Origin of the sequence: Agrococcus phoenicis, from assembly GCF_047302415.1 — a bacterium.
Lineage (GTDB): Bacteria > Actinomycetota > Actinomycetes > Actinomycetales > Microbacteriaceae > Agrococcus.
Genome location: NZ_CP154854.1, coordinates 2,361,222 through 2,386,676 on the forward strand (window position 1 = coordinate 2,361,222; position 25,455 = coordinate 2,386,676).

Genomic DNA, 25,455 nt, shown 5'->3' on the forward strand with positions numbered 1-25,455 from the left:
GTGGTTCATCGGCGCAGCTCCAGCGTGCAGCACTTGATGCCGCCGCCGCCGAGCAGCAGCTCGGAGAGGTCGAGGCCGATGGTCTCGTAGCCGCGCTCGGCGAGCTGGCGCTCGAAGCCGGTGGCCCGCTGGGCGATGACCATGGTGCGGCCATCGCCGAAGGAGTTCAGGCCCAGGACGGACGCGTCGGCCTCGTCGACGATGATGGCGTCGGGGTAGCGGCGCTCGAGCTCGGCACGGCTGGCCTCGTCGAAGGCGGCCGGCAGGTAGGCGATCTGCTGGTCGTCGAGGATCGCCATCGCGGTGTCCAGGTGGTAGAACCGCGGGTCGACCAGGCGCAGGCTGACGACCTCGCGATCGAACGCGCGACGCAGCTCGTCGTGCGACTCGAGGCTGGTGCGGAACCCGTGGCCGGCGAGGATCGCGCCCTGCGACAGCAGCATGTCGCCCTCGCCCTCGTTGACGTGCTCGGGCTCGTGCACCTCGAAGCCGTTGTCGGCGAACCACGCCATGTAGGCGGGGCCCTCCGGCATGCGCTCGGCGTAGGTGAACTTGGCGCCGTAGGCCTTGCCGTCCAGCGTGAAGCCGCCGTTCGCGGCGTAGACCATGTCGTCGAGCCCGGTGACCGGGTCGATCAGCTCGACGTCGTAGCCGAGGCTGACGTAGGCGTCGTGCAGCGTCTGCCACTGCGCGAGCGCGACCTCGGTGCGGGTCGGCTTCGACGGATCCATCCACGGGTTGATGGCGTAGCTGACCGTGAAGTGCTCCGGCCGGCACATCAGGACCGTTTTGTGCTTCGCGATGCGGTCGCCCTGGAGCGCGGGCGAGGTGGTGGTGTGCTGCATGCTTCGATGGTCGCAACGAATCGACGCAAATGCGCGAGTCCCGGCGCACGTTCTTTGCAGATCGGGCGGTCTGGGCCGTAGATTCATGCATATGGACCGCATCGATCACGGCATCATCGACCAGCTGCGCCTCAACGCACGGGCCGGCTACGCAGACATCGGCGCTGAGGTGGGCCTGTCGGCCTCCGCGGTGAAGCGGCGCATCGACCGCCTCGTCGCCGACGGCGTGATCCGCGGCTTCACCGTGCAGATCGATCCCAAGGTCGAGGGGCTGGCGACCGAGGCCTACGTCGAGCTGTTCTGCCGCGGCACCGTCTCCCCCGCCGACCTGAAGCGCATGCTCGCCGGCGTGCCGGAGGTGGTGGAGGCGAGCACCGTCACCGGCAAGGCCGACGCGATCGTCATGATGCGCGCGCGCGACGTCATCGCCTTCGAGGAGGCGCTCGAGAAGGTGCGCGCCGCCGCCTCGGTCGACCACACGACCTCCGCGATCCTGCTCTCGAAGCTCATCAGCCGCCACGCCGGGTAGGCGGCGAGGGGCTCCGATCGGAGCCGGAGATGCACGACGGCGGGAGCCGGCGCCCGCCGCGGAGGGCTGCCGCGCCGAGCGCCTAGCCTGATCGCATGGGCGTCATCACCGTGTCGGCGATCTGCTTCGAGCGAGCCGACGGAGCGGTCCTCACCGTGCGCAAGCGCGGCACGAGCGCCTGGATGCTGCCGGGCGGCAAGCCGGAGCCCGGCGAGACGGCGATCGAGTGCGCCGTGCGCGAGGTGCACGAGGAGCTCGGCGTGGAGGTCGCGATCGATGCGCTGCAGCCGATGGGCGAGTTCGAGACCCGCGCCGCCAACGAGGCGGGCTTCGCGCTGCGCGCCAGCGTCTTCCGCGCCCGGGCCCCGATCGAGCCGGAGCCTCGCGCGGAGATCGAGGCGATCCGGTGGATCGAGCCGTCCGCGGGCATCGACGACGAGGCCGAGGCGCCGCTCAACCGCGAGCTGGTGTTCCCGCTGCTGCTCGCGGAGCGCGACGGGAGCCCGACCTGACGGCCGGGCCCACCGCGCGACGCAGGGCGGCGCATCGGCGCCGAGCGAGGCTCCGCCCGCGGGGCGGTGCGCTGCGCCTCCCGCCGCCGAAGCGACGGGACCCTGACGAGCCCGTTCCCCTCGCGGGGCCCCAGCCGGGCTGCACCGCCGACGCTACGCGCGCCGCTGCGGCGCGTCGATGGGGAGAAGTGCCCATCGGCCCCGGATCTCAGCTCGGCAGGCGCGGCGACCGCCAGGCGAGCACCCAGTCCGCCGCGATCTCGCTCGCGAGCGCGGGCGTGAGGTTCAGCAGGCCGTTGCGCGCCGCGACGAGCAGCGGGCTGCGCGTGCGCGTGGACGAGCGGGCGATGCGCTCCGACAGCCCCATGAGCTGCTGGGTGCGGCGCACGCGCTCGCGGTCGTAGGCGGCCAGCGCATCCTCCGCGTCGTGCTGCTCGAACAGGATCGCGAGGGTCGCGGCATCCTCGAAGGTCGCGTTGCCGCCCTGGCCGAGCGTCGGCAGCATCGCGTGCGCGGCGTCGCCCACCAGCACCACGCCCGGGCGGTGGTACGAGTCGAGGCGCGTCGCGAGCGACCACAGGTCGCGGTGGACGATGCCCTGCTGCGCGGTCGCCGCGATGTGGTCGCGCACCGCCGGGGCCCAGTCGTCGAACTGTCGCAGCGCGGCGGCGATCTCGTCCTCGGCGCTGCGGCCCATGCGCGCGTAGGCCATGCCCCACCAGTAGACGCGGCCGCCGTCGATCGGCTCCATGCCGAACTCGGCGCCGCGACCGAGGTAGATGCGCGGACCGGCGGGCGAGTCGGCCTCCGCCTGCACCACGCCGAACCACGAGGTGGCCCCCGAGTAGTCGGTGCGGGCCTTCGGCCAGAGCGCGCGCCGCACCGCCGAGTCGATGCCGTCGGCGACCACGATCAGGTCGGCCTCCAGGCGCTCGAAGCGGGCGGCCTCGACGGCGCGCACCTGCGCCTTCGACGCTCGTGCCTCGGCCTTGCGGTCGATGGGGTCGTCGCCCGGTTCGAGCACGCGGTGCAGCCTGCGCCCGAGCTTCGTGCCGCGCGCGCGATCCTTGCGGCGCTCGCGCTCCGAGCGGGCGTCGGAGGAGTCGGGGTCGGCCGCGCCGTGCTCGATCGTGACCGAGGCGCGCGAGCCCTCGGAGGCAGCCGTCGCCGACACGACGCGCATGCCCGTCTCGACCTCGCGGTCGCCCCGCAGGATCTCGAGCAGCGTGCCGCGGTGGATCGCGTGCACGGCGCTCGAGTCGGCCTGCATGCCGCGCTGCAGGGGGGTGCCCTGGTCCGTGAACGTCCCCTCGGGCAGCGCGCGCACCGCGACCTCGCGCACGGCGTCGCCGACGCCGAGCTCGTCGAGCGCGGCGAGGCCGTTCTCGGTGATCGAGATGCCGGCGCCCAGGGCGCGCACCTGCGGCGCCGCCTCCAGCACGCGCACCTGCCACCCCACGGCCTCGAGGCCGCGAGCCGCGGCGAGGCCGCCCAATCCTGCACCGACGATGATGGCGGTCTGCGTCATGCAGGCAGGCTATCTGCCGCGCCTGGCGCGCAGCAGTGCGGATCGATCAGTCGTGCGCGGGAGCGTCGAGCTCTCCGGCGCGCTGCGAGGTGCGGCGATCCCAGACCAGCCACTTGTCGTCGATGGCCTGCTCGATGTCGACGCCGGTCGCCTCCGCGAGCGCGAGCAGCATGCCGAGGGCGTCCGCGAGCTCGAGGCTGAAGCGCCGCTCGACCTCCTCGGGGCTGTGCCCCTTGTCGCGCTGCCTGCCGGTCTTCGCCAGGTAGGCCTGCACCAGCTCGCCGACCTCCTCCTGCAGCTTCAGCACGAGCCAGTCGGTGTCCCGCTCGAAGCCGTAGATCTCGGCGTAGCGGCGCGAGATCGCGTCGATCTGTCGGGCGGTGGCGCGGATCTCCATGCGGGCAATGCTCGCACGAGGGCGTAGATTCGATGGCTATGGATGCCGCGTTCGACGACCTGCTCGCCCACAACCGGGAGTTCTCCGCCAGCTTCGACCTGCAGGGCTTCGACGGGGTCGCGAAGTCCGGGGTGGCGATGGTGACGTGCATGGATTCCCGCATCGACCCGCTCGGCATGATCGGCCTCGCGCCGGGCGACGCGAAGATCCTGCGCAACCCCGGCGGCCGCGCCACCGAGCGCACCCTGGTCGCGCTGGTGCTGGGCGTGAACCTGCTGGGCGTCGACCGCATCCTGCTCGTGCAGCACACGCGCTGCGCGATGGCCTCGAAGTCGGAGCGCGAGCTGCTCGCCGACATCGCCTCGGCGGCCGGGCACGACGCGTCCTGGCTCGACCTGGGGGCGATCGAGCACCAGGAGCTGGCGATCGTCGAGGACGTGCACCGCGTGCGCTCGCACCCGCTGATCGGTGACCGCGCGCGCGTCGGCGGGTTCCTCTACGACGTCGACACGGGCCTCATGCGCCAGGTCGCCTGACCGCCCGACCGCCCGGCGAGGGGCGGCAGGATGGGGGCATGCACCCCTTCGAGCGCGTCCCCCTCGCCGACCTCTCACAGCGCACCAGCATCAAGTGGCGCTTCTTCGAGCCCGACGTCCTGCCGCTGTGGGTGGCGGAGATGGATGTGCTGCCCGCCGAGGCGGTGACCCGCGCGGTCACGGATGCGCTGGGTCGCGGCGACACCGGCTACCCCTTCGGCACGGGCTACGCGGAGGCGTTCGCGCGCTTCGCCGAGGATCGCTGGGGCGCTCGGGTCGATGTGCCGCGCACCGCGCTCGTCTCCGACGTGATGATGGGGGCGTTCGAGCTCATCCGCCTGCTCACCCCGCCGGACGGCCGCGTCATCGTGACGAGCCCCGTGTACCCGCCTTTCCACGCCTACGCGAGGCACGCAGAGCGGGCAGTGGTCGACGCGCCGCTCGGCGCCGACCTGCGGCTCGACCTCGCGGCGATCGAGGAGGCCTGCGCCGCCTCGGCGGAGGCGGGCGCCGTGCTGCTGCTGTGCAACCCGCACAACCCCACCGGCACTGTGCACACGCGGGCAGAGCTCGAAGCCGTCGCGCAGATCGCCGCCCGCCACGCGGTGCGCGTGGTCGCCGACGAGGTGCACGCGCCGATCGTGTTCGACGCCGCGTTCACGCCCTACTGGAGCGTCGATCCGCGCGGCTTCTCGATCACGAGCGCCTCGAAGGCCTGGAACCTCGCGGGCCTGCGCACCGCGCTCGTGGTGGGCGGCGACGACACGGGCCCCGACCTCGCCGGCATCGCCGAGGTCGTCAGCCACGGCCCCTCGCACCTGGCCTCCATGGCCCACATCGCCGCCTTCGACGACGGCCGCGACTGGCTCGACGAGGTGCTCGCCGGGCTCCGGTCGAACCGCGCGCTGCTCGCGCGCCTGCTCGCCGAGCACGCCCCGAGCATCCGCTGGCAGCCCGGCGAGGCGACGTTCCTCGCCTGGCTCGACTGCCGCGAGACCCGCGTCGCCGACCCCGACTCGCGCGCCGACGCTGGCGACGTCGGCCTCTCGACCGGCCCGGCCAAGGCCTTCCTCGAGCGCGCCCGCGTGGGCCTCAACGCCGGCGAGGCCTTCGGCACCGGGGGCGAGAACCACGTGCGCCTCAACCTCGGCACCCGTCCCGACGTGCTCGAGGAGGCGGTGCGGCGGATGGGCTCGATCGCCTGAGCGGGCTGGCCTACCGGATCGGCTGGCGCTTCGCGAGGGCCTCGGCAGCCAGCAGCGCGCCCACGACGACGAGCCCGAGCGCGAACCACAGCACCGGGGCGAGGATGTCCCCGCCGGGTGCCAGCAGCGCGCGCTCCTCGGTCTGCCAGGGCCAGAGCGCTCGCAGCGAGCCTGCCATGAGGCCCGTCATGATCGCGAGCGTCACGCGGTGGTGCCGCTGCAGCAGCCACAGCAGCACCTGCACGAAGACCGCGAGCCCGAGCACGGCGCCGACGGCGAACAGCGCGATGTATGCCGCGTCGAGGGCGTTGAGGGCGCGCAGCGTCGGCTCGTACATGCCGGTCGTGACGAGCACGAAGGAGCCGGAGACGCCCGGCAGCACGAGCGCGCAGATGGCGACGGCGGCGGATGCGATGATCGCGACCGCGCCGGGGTCGCCGGCGTCCGCGGCCGGCAGTCCCGTGAGCACGAAGCTCAGCACGGCTGCCGCCACCGCGAGGCCCCAGTCGCGCAGCCGCCAGCGCCCGCCGAGCATGCGCGCGGGGACGACGAGCGATGCGGCGATGAGCCCCGCGAACAGGGCTCGCGCCTCGAGCGGGTGCGCCTCCACGAGCGGCGCGACGATGCGGGCACCGACCACGACGGCCGCGAGCATCGCGATGCCGACCGGCAGCACGGTGCTCCACGAGACCTCGCGCAGGTGCTCGCGCGCGCCCGCGGTCCCCCGCCCCCGCGGCACGTCGAGGACGAAGCGAACGACCCCCCGCACGAGCTCCGCTGCCGACTGGATCAGGCGCTCGTAGACACCCACCAGCAGGGCGATCGTGCCGCCGCTGACGCCGGGGATGATCTCGCTGATGCCGATGAGCGCGCCGCGCAGCACGTTCCAGAGCAGGAGGATCGCAGGCACGCAGCCGCCGTTCTCGGCGCTCGTGGCGGCGCCGCTCGAGGGATGCCCGGCCGGGGTGCTCGGGCGCGAGCGTCCCAGTCTGCCAGCCCTCAGGCCTCCGGGCGCGCTGACGCCAGCAGGTCGACCATGCGCTCCTCGAAGCCCGGCTCGACCTCCATCACGACCCGGTGACGGGCGCCCTCGCGCTCGGGCCACTGCCCCCACTCCCCCTCGAGCGTCGTGACGGTGCGCCCGCGGGCGGGCCCGTCGGAGCAGTCGACGGTGACGTCGACGATGGGCGAGAGCGTCGTCTGCACGAGGCCCGTCGCCACCGCGAGCGCGAGCGCGTCGTGGTTGCCGGAGGCCCGCTCCCCCGTGTACTGCTCGTAGAAGTCGAGGTAGAAGTCGAGGATCTCGCTCGAGAACCGCCCGACGGCCCCGCCGGCGGCGAGCCGGGCGCGGTGCTCGTCGGTGATCAGCGAGGTCATCGTCACGTCGAGGCCGACCATCGTCAGCTCCCAGGGCGCGTCGAAGACGACCTGCGCGGCCTCCGGGTCGTGCCAGATGTTGGCCTCGGCCGTCTCGCTGACGTTGCCGGGCGCGAGGGCGGCTCCGCCCATGACGGTGACCTGGCGGATGCGCTGCGGCAGCGTCGGGTCCGCGTCCAGTGCCGCTGCGAGGTTGGTGAGCGGGCCGACGGCGACGATCTCGAGCGCGCCCGCGTGCTCGTGGCTGAGCCGGAGCATGAGCTCGACGGCGCTCTCGGAGGCGGCCGGCGACTCGGCGCCGGGAGCCGACCGACCGCGCGACAGGACGGGCACGTGCGCCGCGTCCGCGCATCCGCCCAGCCCGTCTGCGCCGTGCACCTGCGGCGAGAAGACGGCCTCGGCGCCGTCGCGCGGCCCGGCGGCACCCATCGCGATCGGCACGTCGCCGTGGCTGGCGAGCTGCAGCACGGTCGAGGTGTTGCGCGCCCCCTGCTCGACATCGACGTTGCCCCACACCACGGTGCAGCCGACCAGGTCGATCGCGTTCGAGAGTGCCGCGGTGAAGATGGCGAGCGCGTCGTCGATGCCCGTGTCGACGTCGAGCAGCACGGTCGTGAGGGCGGTGCGGGGATCGGTCACCGCTCGAGCCTAGAGGGGCGGTGCGAGAGGATCGAGGGGTGGCTGACGAGGCGGGCATCCCCCGGCGCAGGACCCAGGCGTTCCAGGACGAGCTCGACGCGCTGATCGACGAGCTCGACCAGGGCTCCGTGACGATCCGCTCGAGCTGGCGGTGGCAGCTGTGGTCGGCGCTCGCCGGGCTCGGCGCGCTCGTCGTGCCGGCCGCGGTGGCCGTGGGCGCCGCGATGCGACTCGTGGACGGCGACGAGCGGATGCTGTGGCCGACAGCGCTCATGGGCGCGATCGCCGCGGGCATCCTGTGGCTCGAGGCGGTGCTGGTGGCGAAGATGGTGCGCGGCGAGCCCTCGCTGACGCTGACGCGCGAGGGCTTCGCGCTGCGCGGCGGGCAGACGGTCTCGTGGCTGCACGTGCGCGCGGTGACGGCGAGCGCGAAGCGGTCGCGCCTGCGCGGCCAGGAGATCACCGCCTACCTCGAGCCCGATGCCCGAGCGGCCGTGGAGCGCTCGCTGCCGAGATCCTTGCGGGTGCTGCTGCCGACAGAGCGCTGGATCCAGCGCCTGCAGCACGGGCGCGCGCACGCGGCCCTCTCCAGCCGCTTCTTGACGCTGCTGACGCACCCGGCGGTCTCCGCCGACGTGGTCGCGGACCTCGCGAGCTTCCTCGCGCTGCGCGCTCGCGACTGAGCGGGCGCCGAGGCCGCGTCGGGGAGCGCCGCGTCAGGCGACGCAGAGGCAGAACGGATGCCCGGCCGGGTCGAGCATGACGCGGAAGGTCGTGCCCGGCTGGTGCTCGTGCGTCGTGGCGCCGAGCGCGACGACCGCCGCCTCGGCCTCGTCGAGGTCGTCGACGTTCACGTCGAGGTGCATCTGCTGCGGGTGCTCCTGCCCCGGCCACGCGGGCGCCCGGTAGTCGTCGACCTGCTGGAAGCAGATGACCTGCCCGTGCTCGGCGCGGATCTCGACCCAGTCGTCATCGTCGTCGCCGCCGGGCCGCACGGGCCAGTCGAGCAGGGCGCCGTAGACCCCGACCCACGCGCGGAACCCCGCGCATCCTTGGTCGCCCAACCGGTGAGCCGGTGGCTCGAGCCTCCTGACCGCTCGCCCGACCGCGGGGCCGGTTGACGGTCGGTCGATCCGCAGCATCCGCGGCTCAGAAGCCGTGGATCAGCGGGAAGATCGGCAGCGCCTCGGGGTGGTGCGCGTGCACGATGACGAGGAAGACGACGGCGTCGAACAGCAGGTGCACCGTGACGACGTAGAGCAGGCTCTTCGTCCAGGAGAAGATCGCGCCCTGCACGAGCGCGAACGGGATCGTCAGCAGCGGACCCCAGGACTGGTAGCCGAGCTCCCAGAGGAACGACACGAAGATGCCCGCCTGCAGCACGTTCGCGATCCAGGGACGGAAGTGGCGCAGCAGCAGCGTGTAGACGGTGCAGATGAAGAACAGCTCATCCCAGAGGCCGACCGCGTTCACGCCCATGAAGAGCCGCGCGATCATGTCCGCATCCTCGACCGCCGGCCAGTTGCGGTAGACGCCGGAGGTGAGGAAGTAGAACGGCAGGATCAGGTAGGCCGCCAGCACCACGACCGCGATGTACGTCCACATGCGCCTGCTCCAGCGCCCGCCCCGCCACGGGAAGCGGATGGCGTGATCCTTGAAGCCCCAGCGGGTGATCGCGTACGGGATCAGCACCGCGCCGCCGAGCGCGACGGCGAAGCGCAGGATGCCCTCGTTCGAGAGGTCGGCGTGCAGCGAGATGAAGCTGATCCAGGTGAGGGCGATCGCGATGATCGCGAGGTCCTGGCCGAGCTTGCGCGAGGCGCCGGCGCGATCGGTGAGGATGCCGCCCACGACCCCCGCGACGAGCGGCAGGTAGCCCCAGTCGCTCAGCATCCAGAACAGCACGATCGCGCCGAGCGTCACGAGCGCGGCCGGCACGATCGCGATGGGTCGCGTCGCGCTGCCCTCCGCCTGGATGCTCTCGGCTGCGATCGTCACGGGACCAGCCTAGAGAGGCGGGGCTGGGGGACCCCGGGTTCGGGTCGCCCGCGCGCTGTCATCCGCTCGGATGATCCCGCATCCGACGCCCGATGCAAAGGCCCCCCACGGCGACCGGCACCGGTGTGAGGTGGAACCATGCAGACCAACAGACTCGACGCACACCAGCTCACTCACACCTACGGCGAGGGCAACTCGGCCGCGGCGGCGCTCGCGGACGTGAGCCTGACGATCGGTGCCGACGGGCCGGAGGCCGTCGCGATCATGGGCCCCTCCGGCTCCGGCAAGTCGACCCTCCTCCACGTGCTCGCCGGCATCATCGCCCCCGCGAACGGGCGGGTCGTCTGGCGCGGGCAGGATCTCGCGACCATGCGCGACGGGCAGCGCACGAAGCTGCGCCGCAGCGACTTCGGCTTCGTCTTCCAGTCGGGGCAGCTGCTGCCCGAGCTGCCGGCGATCGAGAACGTGGCGCTGCCGCTGATGCTGGGCGGCGGGCTGCGCTCGGGGGCGGAGGCCGCCGCCGGCGCCCTGCTCAACCGGCTCGGCCTCGGCGGCATGCTGCACCGCCGGCCGGGCGAGCTCTCCGGCGGTCAGGCGCAGCGCGTCGCGATCGCCCGCGCGCTCGTCGGCAACCCGGGCATCGTCTTCGCCGACGAGCCCACGGGCGCCCTCGACCGCTCGACCGGCCAGGCGGTCATGGCGCTGCTCATCGGCGCGACGCTCGGTCACGGCGCCTCGCTCGTCGTCGTCACCCACGACCCCGAGGTCGCCGCTGCCTGCTCGCGCGTGATCCGCCTCGAGGACGGCCACGTCGTCAGCGACGGCCCGAACGAGCAGTCGGATCCCGCTGACCACCAGCGGGCGCACCCCGCGACGCAGCACGCCGCGCCCGTCAGCGAGCTGCACGCCGCTCCCGGCCAGCCCGCGCGCTGGGCCGCGACGCCCGTGCCCGCGCACCCCGCGCCCTCCGGCGCGCCCCAGGGCGGTCCCTACGCCGCGCCGTCCTACGCCGACCCGCGCGGCGGCGACGCGCGCGTCGCCAACCCGATGCAGCAGTGGGGCACCGGCAGCATCGAGGGCGCACGATGACCGCCATCGCGCTCTGGGCGCGCCTGCTGCGCGCCACCGGCCCCCGTGCGACCGACGTGCTGAGCGCGATCGCCTTCGCCTTCGCCACCGCGGCGCTGCTCGCCGTGCTCGGCGGGGTCAACGCCTTCCGCTTGCGCCTCGAGACCGGCGCCGTCGACGAGGCGAGCGGCTCCTTCGTGCTGACCCTCGCCTTCGTCGCCGCCGCCCTGCTGCTGCCGGCGGTGTGGACGCTCGCGCAGGCGGCCGTGCGGCTCGCGATCGCCCGCCGCGACGACCGGCTCGCGGCGCTGCGCCTCGCCGGCGCCACCCGCGGCCAGGTCAGCGCCATGGCGGTGCTCGACGCCGTCGCGCAGGCGCTCGTCGGCGTGCTCGTCGGCGCGATGCTCGCGCTCGCCGTCACGCCCGGCATCGCCAGGATCGAGTTCCAGGGGCTGCCGTTCACGGTCGCCGAGCTGCTGCCGCCCGCCTGGGTCTGGCTCGCCGCCGGCGGCGCCGTGATCCTGATCGCCCTCGGCGCCGCCCTCGCCTCGCTGCGCCGCGTGCACGTGACCCCCCTCGGCGTCGCGCAGCGCGTCACCGCCAAGCGCCTGTCGCTCTGGCGGGTCGCGGGCTTCGGCGTCGTCGTCGCCGCCTACGTGGTCACGGTGGGCCTCGGGTGGATCCCGGTCGAGACGAGCGTCGCGATCGTCTTCATCGGCATCGTCGTGCTCGCCTACTCGCTCATCGGGCCGCTCGTGATCCAGGGCATCGCGTGGCTCGTCGCGAAGGGCGCCCGTCGACCGGCGACGCTCCTCGCCGCGCGCCGCGTGGTGGACGACCCCCGCGGCGCCTTCAACATCGTCGGCGCGATGGCGATCGCCGTGATGGCCGGCGGGTTCGCCTCCATGGCACCGGCGATGGCCGCAGGCGACGACCCGATGAGCCGCGACATGGCCACCGGCGCAGCCCTGACCATCGCCATCGCGGCCGTCCTCGGCGCCGTGCTGGCCGGCATCGCCCAGTCGGCGAAGGTGCTGGACCAGCGCCGCGAGCACCAGGCCATGCACAAGATGGGTGTCGACCTGCCCGTGATGCAGGGCGCGATCATGCGCCAGGTGACGCTGCCGCTGCTCGTCGCCGTCGGCGGCGCGGCCGCGATGGCGCTGCTGCTCATCCTGCCGACCATCGTCATCTGGTGGGACAACCCGAGCTCGGTGCTCACCTGGGCGGCCATGGCCGTCGGTGCGGTCGCGGTGACGCTGGGCGCCACCGCGTGCGCGCTGCCGCTCGTGCGCCGCGTGGCGACGGAGGCCGCTCCGGCGTGACCGGTCGCTCGGCCGCCTGCCGCTGCCGCCCGCCGCGCTCAGCGCGCGGGCAGCAGCGGCAGCACGTCCTCCGAGAACTGCTCGAGGAAGCGGCGCTGGTCGCCGCCGGGGCCGTGGAAGACGAGGTGCGTGAACCCGAGCTCCGCGTAGTGGCCGATCGCAGCGGCCACCTCGGCCGCATCCGAGCCCACGATCCAGCGCTTCGCGACCTGCTCGATCGGCAGCTCGTCGGCCAGCCGCTGCATCTCGATCGGATCGTGCACCGAGTGCTTCTGCTCCTGCGAGAGCGAGAGCGCCGCCCAGAAGCGGGTGTTGTGCAGCGCGGCGTCGGCGTCGCGGTCGTAGGAGACCTTGATCTCGATCATGCGGTCGACCTCCGCCGAGTCGCGCTCGGCCTTCGCGAGGCCCTCCTCCAGGTTCGCGACGATCGTGTCGCGGTAGTACTCGTCGCCCTTGCCTGAGGTGCAGATGTGGCCGTCGGCGAAGCGCGCCGCGTAGCGCGTCGTGGCGGGACCGCCGCCGGCGACGTAGATCGGGATGGGCTGCTCCGGCCGGTCGTAGATCGTCGCGCCGGTGGTGCGGTAGTAGTCGCCCTCGAACTCCACGCGCTCCTCGCTCCAGAGCCGGCGCATCAGTCGCACCGCCTCCCGCAGCCGCGCGAAGCGCTCCTTGAGCTCCGGCCACTCCACGCCGATGATCTGCTCGTTGAGGGCCTCGCCCGTGCCGATGCCGAGGATCAGCCGGCCGGGGTGGACCTGCCCCAGCGTCGCGAACTGCTGCGCGACGACCGCCGGGTGGTAGCGCAGCGTGGGCGTGAGCACCGAGGTGCCGAGCACGATGCGCTCGGTGCGCTCGAGCGCCATGCCGAGCCACGCGACCGCGTTCGGCGCATGCCCCTCGTCGTGCCGCCAGGGCTGCAGGTGATCGCTGATGAACGCGCTGTCGAGCCCGACCTGCTCAGCGAGCTGCACGAGCTCGAGCAGCTCCGCCGGGCTGAACTGCTCGGCGCTGGCCTTGTATCCGTACCGCATGGTGCCCAGTCAAGCAGGCCGTGCGTCAGAGCCGCAGCGCCCGCATCTCGGCGTCGGGCATGCCGAAGCGGTGCGCGGTGATCGAGATCGTCTGCTCGCGCAGGAGCGGGAGCAGCTCGACCCGCCCCTCGGCGGTCACCGGGCCGTCGTAGACCGCCACCGCCAGCGTGCCCGCGAGCGCCGCCCGCAGTCCCGCATCGGTGCCGATCAGGCGGATGCGGCCGAGCGGCTCGGTGACGCGAGTCATGCCCAGCGCATCCTCGTTCTCCACCGCCTGCAGCACCGAGCCGTCGGCGATGCGCGCGTGGAACTGCGCGTCGGTCTCCTCCACGAGCTCCTCGATGCGCACGTGCGGGATCGCCTGCTTCGAGAGCTTCACGATGCCGCTCGGCACCTCGACGGCGGTCGAGATGCGCACGACGGCCCGCGTCCTGGCGGCGGCGGCGAGCAGCCGCACGAGGTCGGCGACCGAGCCGTCCTCGGCGACGCGGATGAGCACGTCGGCCGGCCGGTAGCGCAGCACGTTGCGCTCGATGCCGAGCGCGGCGACGTCGCGGGCGGTGCCGAACTCGGCGTCCCACGCCGCCTGATCGCTCATGGCACCGGCGCGCACGCGATCGAACTCCAGGAAGCCGAGGGCAGGCTGCGCCGCTTCGATGAGCTCCGAGACGCGGCGGTCGAGGCCGTGCAGGCGCACGGAGGCGCGAGGGCCTCGGTCGATCGGTTCCCAGTCGACGAGCGGCATCAGGGAGCTCGGCCCTCCCGCCGCGACGCCGGGCCCGACCTGCGAGCGCTTCCAGCCGCCGAAGGGCTGGCGGCGCACCCTCGCGCCCGTGGTGCCGCGGTTGACGAAGAGGGTGCCGGCGCGCACCTCGTCGATCCACTGCGCCACCTCGGCCGCATCGAGCGAGTGGATGCCCGCCGCCAGGCCGTGCGCGGTGGCGTTCTGCACATCGATCGCCTCCTCGAGCGTCTCGACCTCGATGAGCGAGAGGTGCGGGCCGAAGCACTCCGCCAGGTGCGTCGCCGACCCCGGCTCGACCGCGTCGCGGATGCCGGGCGACCACAGGCGACCGGCGTCGTCGAGCTGCTTCGGCTCCAGCAGCCACTCCTCGCCCTCCTCGAGCGTCGTGAGGGCATCCAGCAGCCTGCCCTGCGCCGGTTCGACGAGCGGACCGACGTGGGTGCGGGCATCCAGCGGGCTGCCGACCCGCAGGGTCCTGGCCGCGTCGACGAGCTGGCGGCGGAAGCGCTCCGAGTCGCCGACGGTGCCCACCATGATCACGACGGAGGCGGCGGAGCAGTGCTGCCCGGCGCGGCGGAACGCGCTGTGCACGATGTCGGAGGCGGCGAGCTCCAGATCGGCGGAGGGCGTGACGACGATGGCGTTCGTGCCGCTCGTCGCGGCGAGCAGCGGCAGATCGGGCCGCCACGAGGCGAACAGCTCGGCCGTCTCGGTCGAGCCGGTCAGGATCACCCGGCCGACCGCCGGGTGGGCGATCAGCCGGCGCGAGAGCTCGCCCTCCTCGACGTCGCACAGCACGAGCGCCTCGCGCGGCACCCCCGCCTGCCAGAGCGCCTCGGCCATGACGGCCGCGGAGCGGCGCGCCTGCGGCGCGGGCGCGATGATGACCGCCGAGCCGGTCGCGAGCGCCGCGGTCACCCCGCCGGCCGCGATCGCCACGGCGGCGCTCCACGGCGGCACGACCACGGTGAGGGCGACCGGTCGCGGCGAGGCATCCGCGAGGCGGTCGAGCTCGAGCGCCTGCTCGGCGTGCCAGCGGGCGAAGTCGATCGCCTGCGAGACCTCCGCGTCGGCCTCCGCGAGCGGCGTGCCCGTCTCGGCCATCGTGATCTCGATCAGCCTGCCCCGGTAGGCGGCCAGCGCCTCAGCCGCGTCGCGCAGCACCTGCGCCCTGCCCTCGGCGCCGAGCCCGGCCCATCCGCTCGCCGCCTGGGCCGCCCGATCGATGCGGCGCTCGAGCGTGGGCCAGTCGTCGATGCGGTTGAGCTCGAGCGTGCGCAGGCCCAGCTCGGTGCCGGCGGCGCGCTGCACCACCTGGCGCGCCCAGTCGCGGTTGGCCGCGAGCGCGGGGTCGGTGTCCGGCTCGTTGGCGAAGCCGGTCGGATGCGCCATGGCCGCCTGCAGGTCGCCGGCGCGATCCTCGGTGCGGTTCGGCCGCGGCGCCTCACCCTCGGCACGCGCCGCGTCCTCGCGGCGCAGCAGCGCGAGCGAGTCGAGGAACCTGGTCTGCTCGCGCTCCAGCACCGCCGGGTCCGCGAGGTCGGCCATGCTCGAGATGAAGCTGCTGCCCGCAGCGCTCTCCTCGAGGCGGCGCACCAGGTAGCCGACCGCCGCGCCGAAGTCGTCGGGGTGCACCACGGGCGTGGAGACCACGAGGTTCGGGAAGAGCTCGCGGACCGCCTCGCGGTGGTCGGCGGCCATGCCGAGCAGCATCTCGGCGTCGACGCGCTGGTGCGTGCCGTGATGGCGGGCGAGCTCTGCCGCGTAGGCGAGGTCGAAGAGGTTGTGGCTCGCGACGCCGACGCGCACGGCGAAGGCGTTCTCCGGCAGCAGCGCCTCGTGCAGCACGCGCTTGAAGTTCGCGTCGGTCGACTCCTTCGACGGCAGCGCGGCGAGCGGCCAGCCGTGGATCGCCGCGTCGACGCGCTCCGTGGCGAGGTGCGCCCCCTTGACGAGCCGCACCGCGATGCCTGCGCCGCCCTGCGCACGGCGCTCCTTGGCGAAGGCGGCGAGGCGCCGGTAAGCGGCGAGCGCATCCGGCACGTACGCCTGCAGCACGATGCCCGCCTCGAGCCGCACGAGCTCCGGCCGCATGAGCAGCCGCTCGAGCACGGCGATCGTCAGGTCGAGGTCGCGGTACTCCTCCGCCTCGAGCGTGACGCGCTTCGGCGCGCTCGGCTGGGCGGCGAGCTGGCAGAGCGGCAGGAGGCGCTCGACGACGCGCTCGACCGTCTCGTCGAACGCCCACAGCTGCCGCTGCGGCGCCACGGAGGAGATCGGGAGCGAGACGTGGTCGACGTCTCCGCGGCGCAGCAGCTCCATCGTGCGCTCGAGGCGGTCGGCGGCCTCCTCGTCGCCGAGCACGGCCTCGCCGAGCAGGGTGACGCTGAGGCGGTTGCCCTCGTCGCGCAGCTTGGCGAGCGGCTTCGCCAGCCGCGCGGGCGTCGCGTCGATGACGAGGTGCGAGACGATCTCGCGCATCGCGCGCTTGACCACCGGGATGATGAGCTTCGGCGTCACGATGCCGAAGCCGCCGCCGAGGGTGACGCCCAGCTTGAGGTGCCACTCCAGGAAGCCGGGGATGTCTCGGCTGAGCTCCTCGAAGTTGCGGGCGCTGATGCGCGGATCCTCGGGGCGGACGACCCTGTCGACGAAGGCGACCGCGAACGCGAGCCCCTGCGGGTCCTTGAGCAGCCCCGCGAGCCGCTCCTCCGCCTTGTCGCGCTTGCCGGCGGTGGGGCGCGCGACCCATCCGCGCACGCGCTCGATGGCGGCGGCGGCGAAGGGGTCGTCGCCGGAGGCGGGGGCTGGGGCGGGTCGTGGCTGGGGCTCGGGAGTCGGCTCCGGCTCGGGCTCGGGAGCTGGCTCGGGCTCGGGAGCTGGCTCGGGCTCGGGGATCGGCTCGGGCGTCGGCTCCGGCTGCTCGACCTCCGGCTGCTCGACCTCCGGCACCTCGACCTGCGCCGCCTCCGGCACCGGCGCGAGCGACGCCGCGCGCAGCTCGGCCTCGAGCTGGAGCGCATCCATCTGCACGGTCGGCACATCGGCCACCTCGGCCGACAGCGACCACCCGGCGGGCGGAGCGTCGACCGATCGCGGGATGCGCGGCACCTCGACGGGCTCATAGGGGGCGACCGCGCGCGCCCAGGTCGCGTCGTCGATCTCGAACGCGGGACCGGTGCTGAGCGGCACGGGCTCGAAGGCCTCGCCCGGCAGCGCGTCGGAGGGCGGCGGCGTCGGCTCCTGCTCCTCATCGGCGACCTGCTCGACGACCTCGGCGCGCTCGTGCTGCGGTGCAGCATCCGTCGGCGCGGTCGTGTGCTCCTGGTCCGCCGCCTCGATGCCCTCCTTGATGAGCGCGTCGAAGTCGTCGTCCCTGGGCTGCTGGGTCATGCCGCATATCGTATGCGTGCAGGCCCCAGCCGCGTCGCCGCACGGGGGCGGGCCGACGCATCCGTCGTCGCACGAGGAGACAGCATGGTCAGCGCAGCATCCAGCAGCACGATCGGCAGCACGGGACGCCCGCCGAGGGTCGCCGTCATCGGCGGCGGCCACAACGGGCTCACCGCCGCCGCCTACCTCGCTCGCGCGGGCGTCGACGTGACGCTGCTCGAGCGACTGCCGCACGTGGGCGGCGCCGCCGTCTCGACCGACGGCTTCGCGGGCCTCGACGCGCGGGTGTCGCGCTACTCCTACCTCGTGAGCCTGCTGCCCGCGCAGATCATCCGCGACCTCGGCCTCGACGTGCAGCTCGCCCGGCGCCGCTACTCGAGCTACACGCCGATGCCGGATGCGCTGCGACCCGACTCGGCGTCGTCATCGCGCCGCCCGGGCCTGCTGGTCGACGCGGGCGACGAGGCGGCCACCCGCGCCTCGTTCGCGGCCATCGGCGCCGCCGGCGATGCCGATGGCTTCGCGGCCTTCGCCGACCGCACCACGCGCCTGGCGGCGGCGCTGTTCCCCACCCTGACGCAGCCGCTGCCCACGGCGGCCGCCGCCCGCGCAGCCGCGGGCGGCGCATCCGCGTGGTCCGAGATCGTCGACGCGCCGATCAGCGATGCGATCGAGCGCGCCGTCCACCACGACCTCGTGCGCGGCGTCATCGCGACCGATGCGCTGATCGGCACCTTCGCGGCGCTCGACGACCCCGGGCTCGAGCAGAACCGCTGCCTGCTGTACCACGTGATCGGCGGCGGCACCGGCGACTGGGATGTGCCGATCGGCGGCATGGGGCGGGTCTCCGGCGGCCTCGAAGCGGCCGCGCGAGCCGCTGGCGCGTCGATCATCACCGGCGTGACCGTCACCCGCGTGACCCCGGACGGCGAGGTCACCTGGCAGGAGCGCGTCGGCGGCCTGCCCTTCGGCAGCCCCGGCCTGCCCAGCGGCACCGAGCTGACGGCGGCGTTCGACCTGGTGCTCTCGGCCGTCGCCCCGCACGTGCTCGCAGAGCTGCTGGGCGACGAGGCCCCGGCCACCCAGCGACCGGAGGGCGCGCAGGTGAAGGTCAACATGCTGCTGCGCCGCCTGCCGCGGCTGCGCGACGACGTCGCACCGGAGGCGGCCTTCGGCGGCACCTTCCACAGCAACGAGGCCTACTCGCAGCTCGAGGCGGCGCACGCGACCGCGAGCGCGGGCGGCATCCCCGACCCGCTGCCGTGCGAGATCTACTGCCACTCGCTCACCGACCCGACGATCCTCGGCGACGAGCTGCGCGCATCCGGCGCCCACACGCTGACGGTCTTCGGCCTGCACACCCCCGACCGGCTGCTGACGGGCGAGGACGACGATCGCATGCGCGACGAGCTCGAGCGCGCGGTGCTGGCCTCGCTCGACTCGGTGCTCGGCGAGCCGATCGAGCCGCTGCTGCTCGAGGGGGCCGGGATCGCCGGCGGCCGCGCGATCGAGACGAAGACGACGCGCGACATCGAGGAGGCGCTCGCCATGCCCGGCGGCAACATCTTCCACGGGCCGCTCTCCTGGCCGTGGCTCGAGGCCGAGCCGCAGGGGCCGGCCGCGGCGTGGGGCGTCGAGACGGCGCACCCGCGGGTGCTGCTCGCCGGATCCGGCGCGCGGCGCGGCGGCGCGGTCTCGGGCATCGGCGGCCACAACGCGGCGCACGCCGCGCTCGAGCTGCTCGCCGACCGCCTCTGACCGGCGGCGCTATCGGGGCGTGCGGCCCGACCAGGTCGAGGGCGCGGGCAGGCGGTTCGAGGGCAGCCGGTTCGTCTCGGCCCACTCGCGCACCCGCTCGTCGAGCTCGGGCAGCGCCACGCGGATGCCCGCCGCCTCCAGCACCTCGACGACGCGCGCCACGGTCGCGGTGCCGACGCCCTTCTCGATGAAGCGACCCTGCACGATGCCGCGCGCGTGCAGCTCGCCGTCGACGACGAAGCGCTGCTGGAGGTAGACGGCGCGCTCGTCGGCGCCGAGCACCGCCGTCTCGATGTCGAAGCGCTGCCAGAGGTCGAGCGAGCGGCGGTAGACCATCGTCGACTGCCCCACCACCGCGTAGATGCCCGCGCGCTCCAGCGCCGCCTGCATGCCGGTGCGCACGGTCATGTCGACGCGTGCGAGATCCATGTACGAGGGGTAGCGGCCGTTGTTCATGTGGCCGAGCAGGTCGATGTCGGTCGGCAGCACGACGAAGGGCGTGCGCGCCACCTCGTCGAGGCCGAGCGCGGGGCGCCCCTTGCTCTTCACGGTCATCGCCAGCAGCCACTGCACCCACATGTTCACGTGAGCATCCTGCCCGAGGCGTGCGGAGCATCCGTCGTCGTTTGGGAGAATCGAACAATGCACAAGGTGCTGCTCTACTACCGCTTCACGCCCATCGCCGACCCGGAGGCGGTGCGGCTGTGGCAGCGCGCGCTCTGCGAGCAGCTGGGGCTGACCGGCCGCATCATCATCTCGCCGCACGGCATCAACGGCACGGTCGGCGGCGCGGCGGATGCGCTCAAGCGCTACGCGCGCGCCACCAGGGAGTACTCGGGCTTCCGGGGCATGGACATCAGGTGGTCCAGCGGCACCGGAGCCGACTTCCCGCGGCTGAGTGTCAAGGTGCGCGACGAGATCGTCACGTTCGGCGCGCCCGACGAGCTCGAGGTCGACGCCGACGGCGTCGTCGGGGGCGGGCGGCACCTGCAGCCCGGCGAGCTGCACGAGCTGGTCGAGCGGCGCGACGACGTGGTGTTCTTCGACGGGCGCAACCGCTTCGAGGCCGAGGTGGGGCGCTTCAGGGGCGCGATCGTGCCCGACGTCGAGACGACGCGCGACTTCGTCGACCTGCTCGACTCCGGCGCCTACGACCACCTGAAGGACAAGCCGGTCGTCACCTACTGCACCGGCGGCGTGCGCTGCGAGGTGCTGTCGTCGCTGATGGCCAAGCGCGGCTTCCAGGAGGTCTACCAGCTGGAGGGCGGCATCGTCCGCTACGGCGAGAGCTTCGGCAACCGCGGCCTCTGGGAGGGCTCGCTCTACGTCTTCGACCAGCGCCAGACGGTGTCGTTCGGGGCGGATGCGGCCGTGATCGGCGCGTGCGCGAGCTGCGGGGCGCCGACGGGCGACATGGCCAACTGCCGGCTGTGGTCGTGCCGCAGGCAGGTGCCGGTGTGCGGCGCGTGCGAGCCGGCGTGCGCCGCGCACGTCGCGGCCGTGGCCTCGGCCGGATAGTCCGGTCGTCTGCGGTCAGGCGCCCGGATCCTCCGCGCGGATCCGCGGCGCTACGCTGGCCCCATGGGCGATGGCGACCTCACGATCCGGCGAGCGACCGCGGCAGACGCGGCGGTGCTGCAGCACCTGATCGCCGCCCACCGCTCGGTGGACGAAGAGGACGAGAAGGTCGACCGCTACCGCGAGCGCCTCGAGGCGCTGGTCGTGAACGACGCGCACCACATCGTGGTCGCCGAGGCCGAGGGGCAGCTGCTCGGCTACGCCGCCGCGCAGGACTACGGCCCGGCGCCGCAGCGCGACTGGTCGATCGCCCGCATGCACGACCTCTGGGTGTCGCCCCAGGCGCGCGGCCGCGGTGCTGGCACCGCGCTCTTCCTCGCGGTGCGGCAGTGGGCCGAGGAGCAGACCCGCATCCGCGTGCTCGAGTGGCAGTCGCTGGACGTCGCCGCCGAGTTCTACCGCAGGCTCGGCCTGGCGGGCGAGCGTGCCGACGAGGCCGAGCCGCGCGCGCGGTACGAGCTCGAGGTGCACCTGCCCTCGCGGGAGTGAGCGGCTAGACGCGGCCCGACACCGCGTCGATCGCCATCCGCAGGATGACCCGATCGGCAGCATCCGGAGGCGCCTGCTCGGAGGGGTTGCCGTAGTGGTTCTGCAGCTCGACGTAGAAGGCACCGGTCGGGTCTGCGACGACGCCTGCCAGGTGCCCGCGCAGCTCGACGTAGTGGTGCGGCTGCTCGGGATCCGTGATCGACAGGCTCATCGACGGGTTCGCCTGCAGGTTCCTGTACTTCTGCCGCTTCGAGGTGTGGGTGAAGTGGATCTCGTCGCCCACCGCCTTGAACCACATCGGGTTCGACTGCGCCGTGCCGTCGGGCCGCACCGTCGCCAGGTGGGCGAACAGGGGCGCGTCGGTCAGGAAGCGGTACTGCTCGGGGATGCTCGCCATGCGCTCAGCCTGCCAGGTGCTCGGCCGTCTCGCCGAGACCGTCCAGCCGCCACGCGAGCGTGCCCGCGGGCAGCGACACGGTCGAGACCGAGCAGTTCGGCAGGATCACGTCGGGCGTGACGTCGGGCACGAGCTGGCGCAGCAGCGAGGTGATGAAGCCGCCGTGCGAGACGATCAGCACCTCGGCGTCGTCCTCCCCCGGCAGCGCGGCGGCAGCCCGGATGACGCGCTCGAGCGCGCGGTCGGCGCGCAGCACGGTCGCGGCGGCCTGCTCGGCCTGCCCGCTCGAGTCGAGCCTCGCGATCGTGTCGAACAGCCCGCGCCAGCCCACCTGCTCGCCGATGGTGCGCAGGGCGCTCAGCTCGCGGTCCACCTCGAAGCCGTGCTCGACGATCACCTCGCGCCAGACCTCCGACGCCGGGCGCTCCTCGTGCGAGCCGAAGTTCCACTCGCGCAGCAGCTCGGTGTGCTCGATCGGCGGCTGCGGGTCGAGGCGGGCGAGGATGCCCTCGGCCGTCGTGCGCGTGCGCTGCAGGTCGGAGCAGAAGGCGAGGTCGAACCGCTCGTGCGAGAGGCGCTCGGCGACCGCGGCGATCTGCTCGCGACCACGCTCGGTGATCGGCGAGTCGGACCAGCCCTGCATGAGGTGGCCGACGTTGTACTCGGTCTCGGCGTGCCGCACGATGCGCAGGCGCAGCCCGCGCCCCTCGGCCATCGCCGCCAGGTCCTCCGGCAGCTGCTGCTGATCCTCGGTCATCGCTTCCCCATCCTGTCGAGCATCTCGTTGTAGGCATCGAGCTCGATGCCGCCGTCGCGGTCCGCCGCGCGGTCGAGGCGCGTGCGCTCCTTCTTGTCGCCCTGCGCCCACATCACCACGGTCGTGATCGCGAGGATCACGGTCGGGATCTCGCCGATGGACCAGGCGATGCCGCCGCCCTCCTGCTGGTCGCGCAGGGCGTCCATCCCGTTGCCCATCGCGCCGAACCAGTCGGGCAGCAGCAGCAGCTCGCCCGACATGAGGGTGACGCCGAAGAAGGCGTGGAAGACCATCGCCCCCAGCAGCAGCACGAGCCGCAGCGCGTAGGGAGGCTTCGGCGGGCCCGGGTCGATGCCGATGATCGCGTGCACGAAGAGGTAGCCGGCGCCGACGAAGTGCACCACCATCCAGACGTGCCCGACGTGCTCCTCCATCGCCCAGCCGAAGATGGGCGTGTAGTAGAAGACCCACAGGCTGAGCACGAAGATCGCGGCGGAGACGACCGGGTGCCCGACCACCTGCATGTAGCGCGAGTGCACGATCGCGAGCAGCCACTCGCGTCCGCCGCGCGTGCCGTCGCGGCGCTTCGCGATCGCGCGCATCGCGAGCGTGATGGGCGCACCGGGCACGAGCAGCACCGGCACCGCCATGCCGAGCAGCATGTGCACGAGCATGTGGAGCGAGAACTGGAACTCCTGGTACAGGTTGAGCGCGCCGGAGGTGCACCACCACAGCAGCAGCACGCCCGCGGTCCAGGAGGCGGTGCGCAGCACGGGCCAGCGGTCGCCGCGCCGCGCCAGCCGCCGCACGCCGGCGAGGTAGAAGAAGAGCAGCAGCCCGCAGACGACCGACCAGAGCGGGTCGAGCGACCACTCGGTGAAGAGCCGCCCGATGTCGAACGGCGGCGGCAGCGGGCTGCCCGTCAGGATCTCGGCCGGCGTGGCCTCGAGCCCGGGCGGGGTCTCGGGCACCGGGGTCGCCGTGCGGGCGAGCCCTGCGGCGACGCCGGCGGTGACGCCCATCACCACGAGCTCGAGCGTCAGGACCATCGCGATCGCCCTGCCGCCCAGCCGCTCGCCGAGCGTCGTCGCGGGGCGCAGCAGGCGCATCCGCTGCCAGGCTCCGAAGCCGCCGAGCACGACGAGCAGCACGGCCTTCGCGATCGAGAGGAGGCCGTAGTCGCTGAACCAGTCGCCCTCCATGCGCACCCAGGAGGAGACGATGCCGGTGAAGGCGACGACGGCGAAGCTCGCCGCGGCCAGGCTCGAGTAGCGCAGCAGCACGTCGCCAGAGGCGGCGTTCGGCGCCGTGGCCTCCGACGCGGATGCCCGCGATGCCGCATCGTCGCGCGGGCGCACCAGCAGCCCCACGTGCAGCAGCCCGCCGAGCCAGATCGAGACGAACAGGAGGTGCAGCAGCAGCGACGAGACCGCGAGCGTGTGGCCAGCGGTGCCGCCCGCGTGGCCGCCGGAGGCGATGAACCAGAGCGGCACGAGCCAGGCGACGGTCGACAGCGCCACCGAGACGGTGCCGCGGGCGACGAGCAGCACGACGGTGAGCAGCGCGAGCGAGAGCAGGGTGGCGAGCAGGAGCCTGCCCGTCTCGACCTGGATGAAGTAGAACTGCAGCAGCGCGCCGAACTCGTTGGTCGCGCTGACCGGGTTCGTGACCGCGGTGCGGAAGCCGCCCCACGCGAGGAAGCCCTGCGCGACAGCGGCGATGCCGGTGGATGCGGCGGCGATGTCGAGCGTGCGGTGCCAGTCGCGGCTGCCGGGTCGGAGCGCGAAGCACGCGAGCACGAGGCCGCCGAGGCCGCTGGCGATCGCGATGTTGCGCAGCATGCTCGCGATCGGCACGCCGTAGCGCACGCCGGCGCCGGGGTCCTGGCTCGCGATCGGCAGCGGGTCGGCGCCGCCGCCGAAGTCGAGCGCCGCCCAGGTGGCGACCAGCCCCGCGAGGATCGCGAGTGCCGGCGCGAGGAGACGGAGGCGCTGCACCTGTCCAGGCTAGTCGTCGCAGGCGACGCGCAGGGCCCCGCCGAGGTGGCGGGGCCCTGCGCGTGCTGTGTGGAGCGGTCTTACTTGACGGCTGCCTTGAGCTTCGAGCCGGCGGTCAGCTTGACGCGGTGGCCGGCAGCGATCTTGATCTCCTCGCCCGTCTGCGGGTTGCGGCCCGTGCGGGCAGCGGTCGCGGTGCGCTCGGCGCTGAAGAAGCCGGGGATCGAGACCTTGTCGCCGGCCTTGACGGCCTCCGAGACCTCGTCGAAGAGCGCGTCGAGCACAGCGGTGACCTTCGCCTGCGAGAGGTCGGTCGATGCGGCGATCTTCGAAGCGAGGGTGGTCTTGTTGATGGTCTCAGCCATGATGTCCTCCTGGTGGTGGCATGTCCGTCCCGCCGAGGGGGCGGGCATTCGCCGGGGCCTGGTGGGGCTCCGACCACACACGAACGTAGCCCGGGGGCCCCGGAACGCGCGGAGGAACACCCCGACACGCCGCGAATTCCGCGTGTTTTCGCGGTCTGCGAACGGAATTGGGGTACAGAACGGGCGTCAGGCCTGCCCAGGGGACGGCGCGATCGCCGTCGACGCGGCGAGCCGCCGGACCCGCAGCCTGCTCTCCGTCGCGGCCCGGCGACGCTCGAAGAAGGGCAGGAAGACCCCGATCAGCGGCCCCACGCCGAACGCGAAGATGACCGTGCCGACCCCCACCGGACCGCCGAGCAGCCAGCCGATCAGCAGCGCGGAGCCCTCGATGAGCGTGCGCACGATCCAGATCGGCCAGCCCGTGATGCGCACGAGCCCCGTCATCAGCCCGTCGCGCGGGCCCGGCCCGAGGCGGGCGGCGATGTAGATGCCGGTCGCGATCGAGAGCAGCACGATGCTGCCGGCGAGCATGAGCGCCTGCCCCCACAGCGCCGTCGGGCTCGGGATGAGCCAGAGCCCGAGATCCGCAGCGGGGCCGACGAGCACGGCGTTCAGCAGGGTGCCGATGCCGACGCGCTGCCGCAGCGGGATCCACAGCAGCAGCACGAGCCCCGACACCACGATGGTCGCGGCGCCGTAGCTCATGGGCAGGTGGTTCGCGATGCCGAGCGAGAGCACGTCCCAGGGCCCGACCCCGAGCGTCGCCCGCACGAGCAGCGCGAGCGAGATGCCGTAGAGGACGAGCCCGGCCATGAGCTGCGCGATGCGGGCGGCCGTGTCGGCGGCGCCCAGCGAGTCGAAGGGCAGGAAGAGGCGGCGGATCCGGTGCACGACCCCATTCCACTCCTGTCGACCAGCGCATGGACGAGCCACTGGTCGACAAGTGGCTCGCCCTGCGCAGTCCACTGCACGACCATCGTGCGCCA

25 protein-coding genes are annotated in these 25,455 nt (G+C 73.4%); 10 read left to right on the forward strand and 15 right to left on the reverse strand.

Translation table 11 applies throughout. The features are described from left to right. Positions 1-5: 5 nt before the first annotated feature. Positions 6-845, reverse strand: coding sequence for a dimethylargininase (ddaH, locus tag AA0Z99_RS11285; protein ID WP_413317405.1), 840 nt, complete (start codon positions 843-845; stop codon positions 6-8). A gap of 91 nt (positions 846-936) precedes the next feature. Here ddaH and AA0Z99_RS11290 point away from each other — a divergent pair, with 91 nt between their 5' ends. Continuing rightward, on the forward strand, positions 937-1,374 hold the full coding sequence (locus AA0Z99_RS11290) for an Lrp/AsnC family transcriptional regulator (protein WP_413317407.1): 438 nt from the start codon (positions 937-939) through the stop codon (positions 1,372-1,374). Between the two features lie 95 nt (positions 1,375-1,469). Beyond that, entirely contained in the window at positions 1,470-1,886 is a 417-nt protein-coding gene (locus AA0Z99_RS11295; RefSeq protein WP_413317409.1) for an NUDIX hydrolase, read from the forward strand. Between the two features lie 208 nt (positions 1,887-2,094). On the opposite strand, the gene AA0Z99_RS11300 is transcribed toward AA0Z99_RS11295, so the two are convergent. Together AA0Z99_RS11300 and AA0Z99_RS11305 are read right to left on the reverse strand one after the other, a co-directional pair. Continuing rightward, positions 2,095-3,414, reverse strand: coding sequence for an FAD-dependent monooxygenase (locus AA0Z99_RS11300; protein ID WP_413317412.1), 1,320 nt, complete (start codon positions 3,412-3,414; stop codon positions 2,095-2,097). 46 nt (positions 3,415-3,460) lie between these two features. Next, on the reverse strand, positions 3,461-3,811 hold the full coding sequence (locus AA0Z99_RS11305) for a pyrophosphatase (RefSeq protein ID WP_413317414.1): 351 nt from the start codon (positions 3,809-3,811) through the stop codon (positions 3,461-3,463). Between the two features lie 38 nt (positions 3,812-3,849). Between AA0Z99_RS11305 and AA0Z99_RS11310 the strand changes: the two genes are divergently transcribed. Continuing rightward, the gene (locus AA0Z99_RS11310; protein WP_413317416.1) at positions 3,850-4,347 is read left to right on the forward strand and encodes a beta-class carbonic anhydrase; all 498 of its coding nucleotides are present in this window, start codon (positions 3,850-3,852) and stop codon (positions 4,345-4,347) included. A 38-nt stretch (positions 4,348-4,385) separates the two neighbouring features. Continuing rightward, positions 4,386-5,552 carry a MalY/PatB family protein gene (locus AA0Z99_RS11315; protein ID WP_413317418.1) on the forward strand — a complete coding sequence of 389 codons (1,167 nt, stop codon included), beginning with the start codon at positions 4,386-4,388 and terminating at the stop codon, positions 5,550-5,552. Positions 5,553-5,562: 10 nt separating this feature from the next. Here the strand turns inward: AA0Z99_RS11315 and AA0Z99_RS11320 are convergent, their stop codons facing one another. Further along, entirely contained in the window at positions 5,563-6,462 is a 900-nt protein-coding gene (locus tag AA0Z99_RS11320) for a DUF368 domain-containing protein (RefSeq protein ID WP_413317420.1), read from the reverse strand. An 89-nt stretch (positions 6,463-6,551) separates the two neighbouring features. Next, positions 6,552-7,568 carry a nucleoside hydrolase gene (locus AA0Z99_RS11325; RefSeq protein ID WP_413317422.1) on the reverse strand — a complete coding sequence of 339 codons (1,017 nt, stop codon included), beginning with the start codon at positions 7,566-7,568 and terminating at the stop codon, positions 6,552-6,554. Positions 7,569-7,606: 38 nt separating this feature from the next. Here AA0Z99_RS11325 and AA0Z99_RS11330 point away from each other — a divergent pair, with 38 nt between their 5' ends. Further along, the gene (locus AA0Z99_RS11330; RefSeq protein ID WP_413317424.1) at positions 7,607-8,251 is read left to right on the forward strand and encodes a hypothetical protein; all 645 of its coding nucleotides are present in this window, start codon (positions 7,607-7,609) and stop codon (positions 8,249-8,251) included. Positions 8,252-8,284: 33 nt separating this feature from the next. On the opposite strand, the gene AA0Z99_RS11335 is transcribed toward AA0Z99_RS11330, so the two are convergent. Further along, a complete protein-coding gene (locus tag AA0Z99_RS11335) occupies positions 8,285-8,632 on the reverse strand; it encodes a VOC family protein (protein WP_413317426.1) in 348 nt (115 codons plus the stop codon). A gap of 85 nt (positions 8,633-8,717) precedes the next feature. Further along, a complete protein-coding gene (locus tag AA0Z99_RS11340) occupies positions 8,718-9,566 on the reverse strand; it encodes a type II CAAX prenyl endopeptidase Rce1 family protein (RefSeq protein WP_413317428.1) in 849 nt (282 codons plus the stop codon). A gap of 138 nt (positions 9,567-9,704) precedes the next feature. Between AA0Z99_RS11340 and AA0Z99_RS11345 the strand changes: the two genes are divergently transcribed. Further along, positions 9,705-10,655 (forward strand): ATP-binding cassette domain-containing protein, encoded by a 951-nt coding sequence (locus AA0Z99_RS11345; protein ID WP_413317430.1) that lies wholly within the window; start codon positions 9,705-9,707, stop codon positions 10,653-10,655. Beyond that, entirely contained in the window at positions 10,652-11,959 is a 1,308-nt protein-coding gene (locus AA0Z99_RS11350; RefSeq protein ID WP_413317432.1) for an FtsX-like permease family protein, read from the forward strand. Before AA0Z99_RS11345 ends, AA0Z99_RS11350 begins: the two co-directional genes overlap by 4 nt. Positions 11,960-11,997: 38 nt before the next feature. On the opposite strand, the gene fgd is transcribed toward AA0Z99_RS11350, so the two are convergent. Next, positions 11,998-12,990 (reverse strand): glucose-6-phosphate dehydrogenase (coenzyme-F420), encoded by a 993-nt coding sequence (gene fgd, locus AA0Z99_RS11355; protein WP_413317434.1) that lies wholly within the window; start codon positions 12,988-12,990, stop codon positions 11,998-12,000. Positions 12,991-13,015: 25 nt separating this feature from the next. Then, complete coding sequence (locus tag AA0Z99_RS11360; protein ID WP_413317436.1) at positions 13,016-17,128, reverse strand: bifunctional proline dehydrogenase/L-glutamate gamma-semialdehyde dehydrogenase; 4,113 nt, start codon at positions 17,126-17,128, stop codon at positions 13,016-13,018. A gap of 84 nt (positions 17,129-17,212) precedes the next feature. Here AA0Z99_RS11360 and AA0Z99_RS11365 point away from each other — a divergent pair, with 84 nt between their 5' ends. After that, the gene (locus AA0Z99_RS11365) at positions 17,213-18,886 is read left to right on the forward strand and encodes a phytoene desaturase family protein (RefSeq protein ID WP_413317438.1); all 1,674 of its coding nucleotides are present in this window, start codon (positions 17,213-17,215) and stop codon (positions 18,884-18,886) included. 9 nt (positions 18,887-18,895) lie between these two features. Here AA0Z99_RS11365 and AA0Z99_RS11370 read toward each other — a convergent pair whose 3' ends face one another. Further along, positions 18,896-19,465, reverse strand: coding sequence for a thioesterase family protein (locus AA0Z99_RS11370; RefSeq protein WP_413320850.1), 570 nt, complete (start codon positions 19,463-19,465; stop codon positions 18,896-18,898). A gap of 63 nt (positions 19,466-19,528) precedes the next feature. Between AA0Z99_RS11370 and AA0Z99_RS11375 the strand changes: the two genes are divergently transcribed. Together AA0Z99_RS11375 and AA0Z99_RS11380 are read left to right on the forward strand one after the other, a co-directional pair. Continuing rightward, positions 19,529-20,404 carry a rhodanese-related sulfurtransferase gene (locus tag AA0Z99_RS11375; RefSeq protein WP_413317440.1) on the forward strand — a complete coding sequence of 292 codons (876 nt, stop codon included), beginning with the start codon at positions 19,529-19,531 and terminating at the stop codon, positions 20,402-20,404. Positions 20,405-20,467: 63 nt separating this feature from the next. Then, entirely contained in the window at positions 20,468-20,953 is a 486-nt protein-coding gene (locus tag AA0Z99_RS11380; RefSeq protein WP_413317442.1) for an N-acetyltransferase family protein, read from the forward strand. 4 nt (positions 20,954-20,957) lie between these two features. Here the strand turns inward: AA0Z99_RS11380 and AA0Z99_RS11385 are convergent, their stop codons facing one another. From AA0Z99_RS11385 to AA0Z99_RS11405, 5 genes are all read right to left on the reverse strand, one after another. Beyond that, positions 20,958-21,350: a PPOX class F420-dependent oxidoreductase gene (locus tag AA0Z99_RS11385; RefSeq protein WP_413317444.1), complete on the reverse strand. Its 393-nt coding sequence runs from the start codon at positions 21,348-21,350 to the stop codon at positions 20,958-20,960. 4 nt (positions 21,351-21,354) lie between these two features. Next, the gene (locus AA0Z99_RS11390; protein WP_413317446.1) at positions 21,355-22,107 is read right to left on the reverse strand and encodes a histidine phosphatase family protein; all 753 of its coding nucleotides are present in this window, start codon (positions 22,105-22,107) and stop codon (positions 21,355-21,357) included. Then, the gene (locus tag AA0Z99_RS11395; RefSeq protein ID WP_413317448.1) at positions 22,104-24,104 is read right to left on the reverse strand and encodes a cytochrome c oxidase assembly protein; all 2,001 of its coding nucleotides are present in this window, start codon (positions 24,102-24,104) and stop codon (positions 22,104-22,106) included. Before AA0Z99_RS11395 ends, AA0Z99_RS11390 begins: the two co-directional genes overlap by 4 nt. Before the next feature lie 80 nt (positions 24,105-24,184). After that, positions 24,185-24,469 (reverse strand): HU family DNA-binding protein, encoded by a 285-nt coding sequence (locus tag AA0Z99_RS11400; protein WP_413317450.1) that lies wholly within the window; start codon positions 24,467-24,469, stop codon positions 24,185-24,187. 186 nt (positions 24,470-24,655) lie between these two features. Next, positions 24,656-25,360: a YczE/YyaS/YitT family protein gene (locus AA0Z99_RS11405; RefSeq protein ID WP_413317452.1), complete on the reverse strand. Its 705-nt coding sequence runs from the start codon at positions 25,358-25,360 to the stop codon at positions 24,656-24,658. Positions 25,361-25,455: the final 95 nt, after the last annotated feature.

Bases quoted from the DNA above. Each gene is read 5' to 3' on its own strand.
- ddaH (WP_413317405.1), bottom strand. From the start codon at position 845: ATGCAGCACACCACCACCTCGCCCGCGCTCCAGGGCGACCGCATCGCG.
- AA0Z99_RS11290 (WP_413317407.1), top strand. From the start codon at position 937: ATGGACCGCATCGATCACGGCATCATCGACCAGCTGCGCCTCAACGCA.
- AA0Z99_RS11295 (WP_413317409.1), top strand. From the start codon at position 1,470: ATGGGCGTCATCACCGTGTCGGCGATCTGCTTCGAGCGAGCCGACGGA.
- AA0Z99_RS11300 (WP_413317412.1), bottom strand. From the start codon at position 3,414: ATGACGCAGACCGCCATCATCGTCGGTGCAGGATTGGGCGGCCTCGCC.
- AA0Z99_RS11305 (WP_413317414.1), bottom strand. From the start codon at position 3,811: ATGGAGATCCGCGCCACCGCCCGACAGATCGACGCGATCTCGCGCCGC.
- AA0Z99_RS11310 (WP_413317416.1), top strand. From the start codon at position 3,850: ATGGATGCCGCGTTCGACGACCTGCTCGCCCACAACCGGGAGTTCTCC.
- AA0Z99_RS11315 (WP_413317418.1), top strand. From the start codon at position 4,386: ATGCACCCCTTCGAGCGCGTCCCCCTCGCCGACCTCTCACAGCGCACC.
- AA0Z99_RS11345 (WP_413317430.1), top strand. From the start codon at position 9,705: ATGCAGACCAACAGACTCGACGCACACCAGCTCACTCACACCTACGGC.
- AA0Z99_RS11350 (WP_413317432.1), top strand. From the start codon at position 10,652: ATGACCGCCATCGCGCTCTGGGCGCGCCTGCTGCGCGCCACCGGCCCC.
- fgd (WP_413317434.1), bottom strand. From the start codon at position 12,990: ATGCGGTACGGATACAAGGCCAGCGCCGAGCAGTTCAGCCCGGCGGAG.
- AA0Z99_RS11360 (WP_413317436.1), bottom strand. From the start codon at position 17,128: ATGACCCAGCAGCCCAGGGACGACGACTTCGACGCGCTCATCAAGGAG.
- AA0Z99_RS11365 (WP_413317438.1), top strand. From the start codon at position 17,213: ATGGTCAGCGCAGCATCCAGCAGCACGATCGGCAGCACGGGACGCCCG.
- AA0Z99_RS11370 (WP_413320850.1), bottom strand. From the start codon at position 19,465: ATGTGGGTGCAGTGGCTGCTGGCGATGACCGTGAAGAGCAAGGGGCGC.
- AA0Z99_RS11375 (WP_413317440.1), top strand. From the start codon at position 19,529: ATGCACAAGGTGCTGCTCTACTACCGCTTCACGCCCATCGCCGACCCG.
- AA0Z99_RS11380 (WP_413317442.1), top strand. From the start codon at position 20,468: ATGGGCGATGGCGACCTCACGATCCGGCGAGCGACCGCGGCAGACGCG.
- AA0Z99_RS11385 (WP_413317444.1), bottom strand. From the start codon at position 21,350: ATGGCGAGCATCCCCGAGCAGTACCGCTTCCTGACCGACGCGCCCCTG.
- AA0Z99_RS11390 (WP_413317446.1), bottom strand. From the start codon at position 22,107: ATGACCGAGGATCAGCAGCAGCTGCCGGAGGACCTGGCGGCGATGGCC.
- AA0Z99_RS11400 (WP_413317450.1), bottom strand. From the start codon at position 24,469: ATGGCTGAGACCATCAACAAGACCACCCTCGCTTCGAAGATCGCCGCA.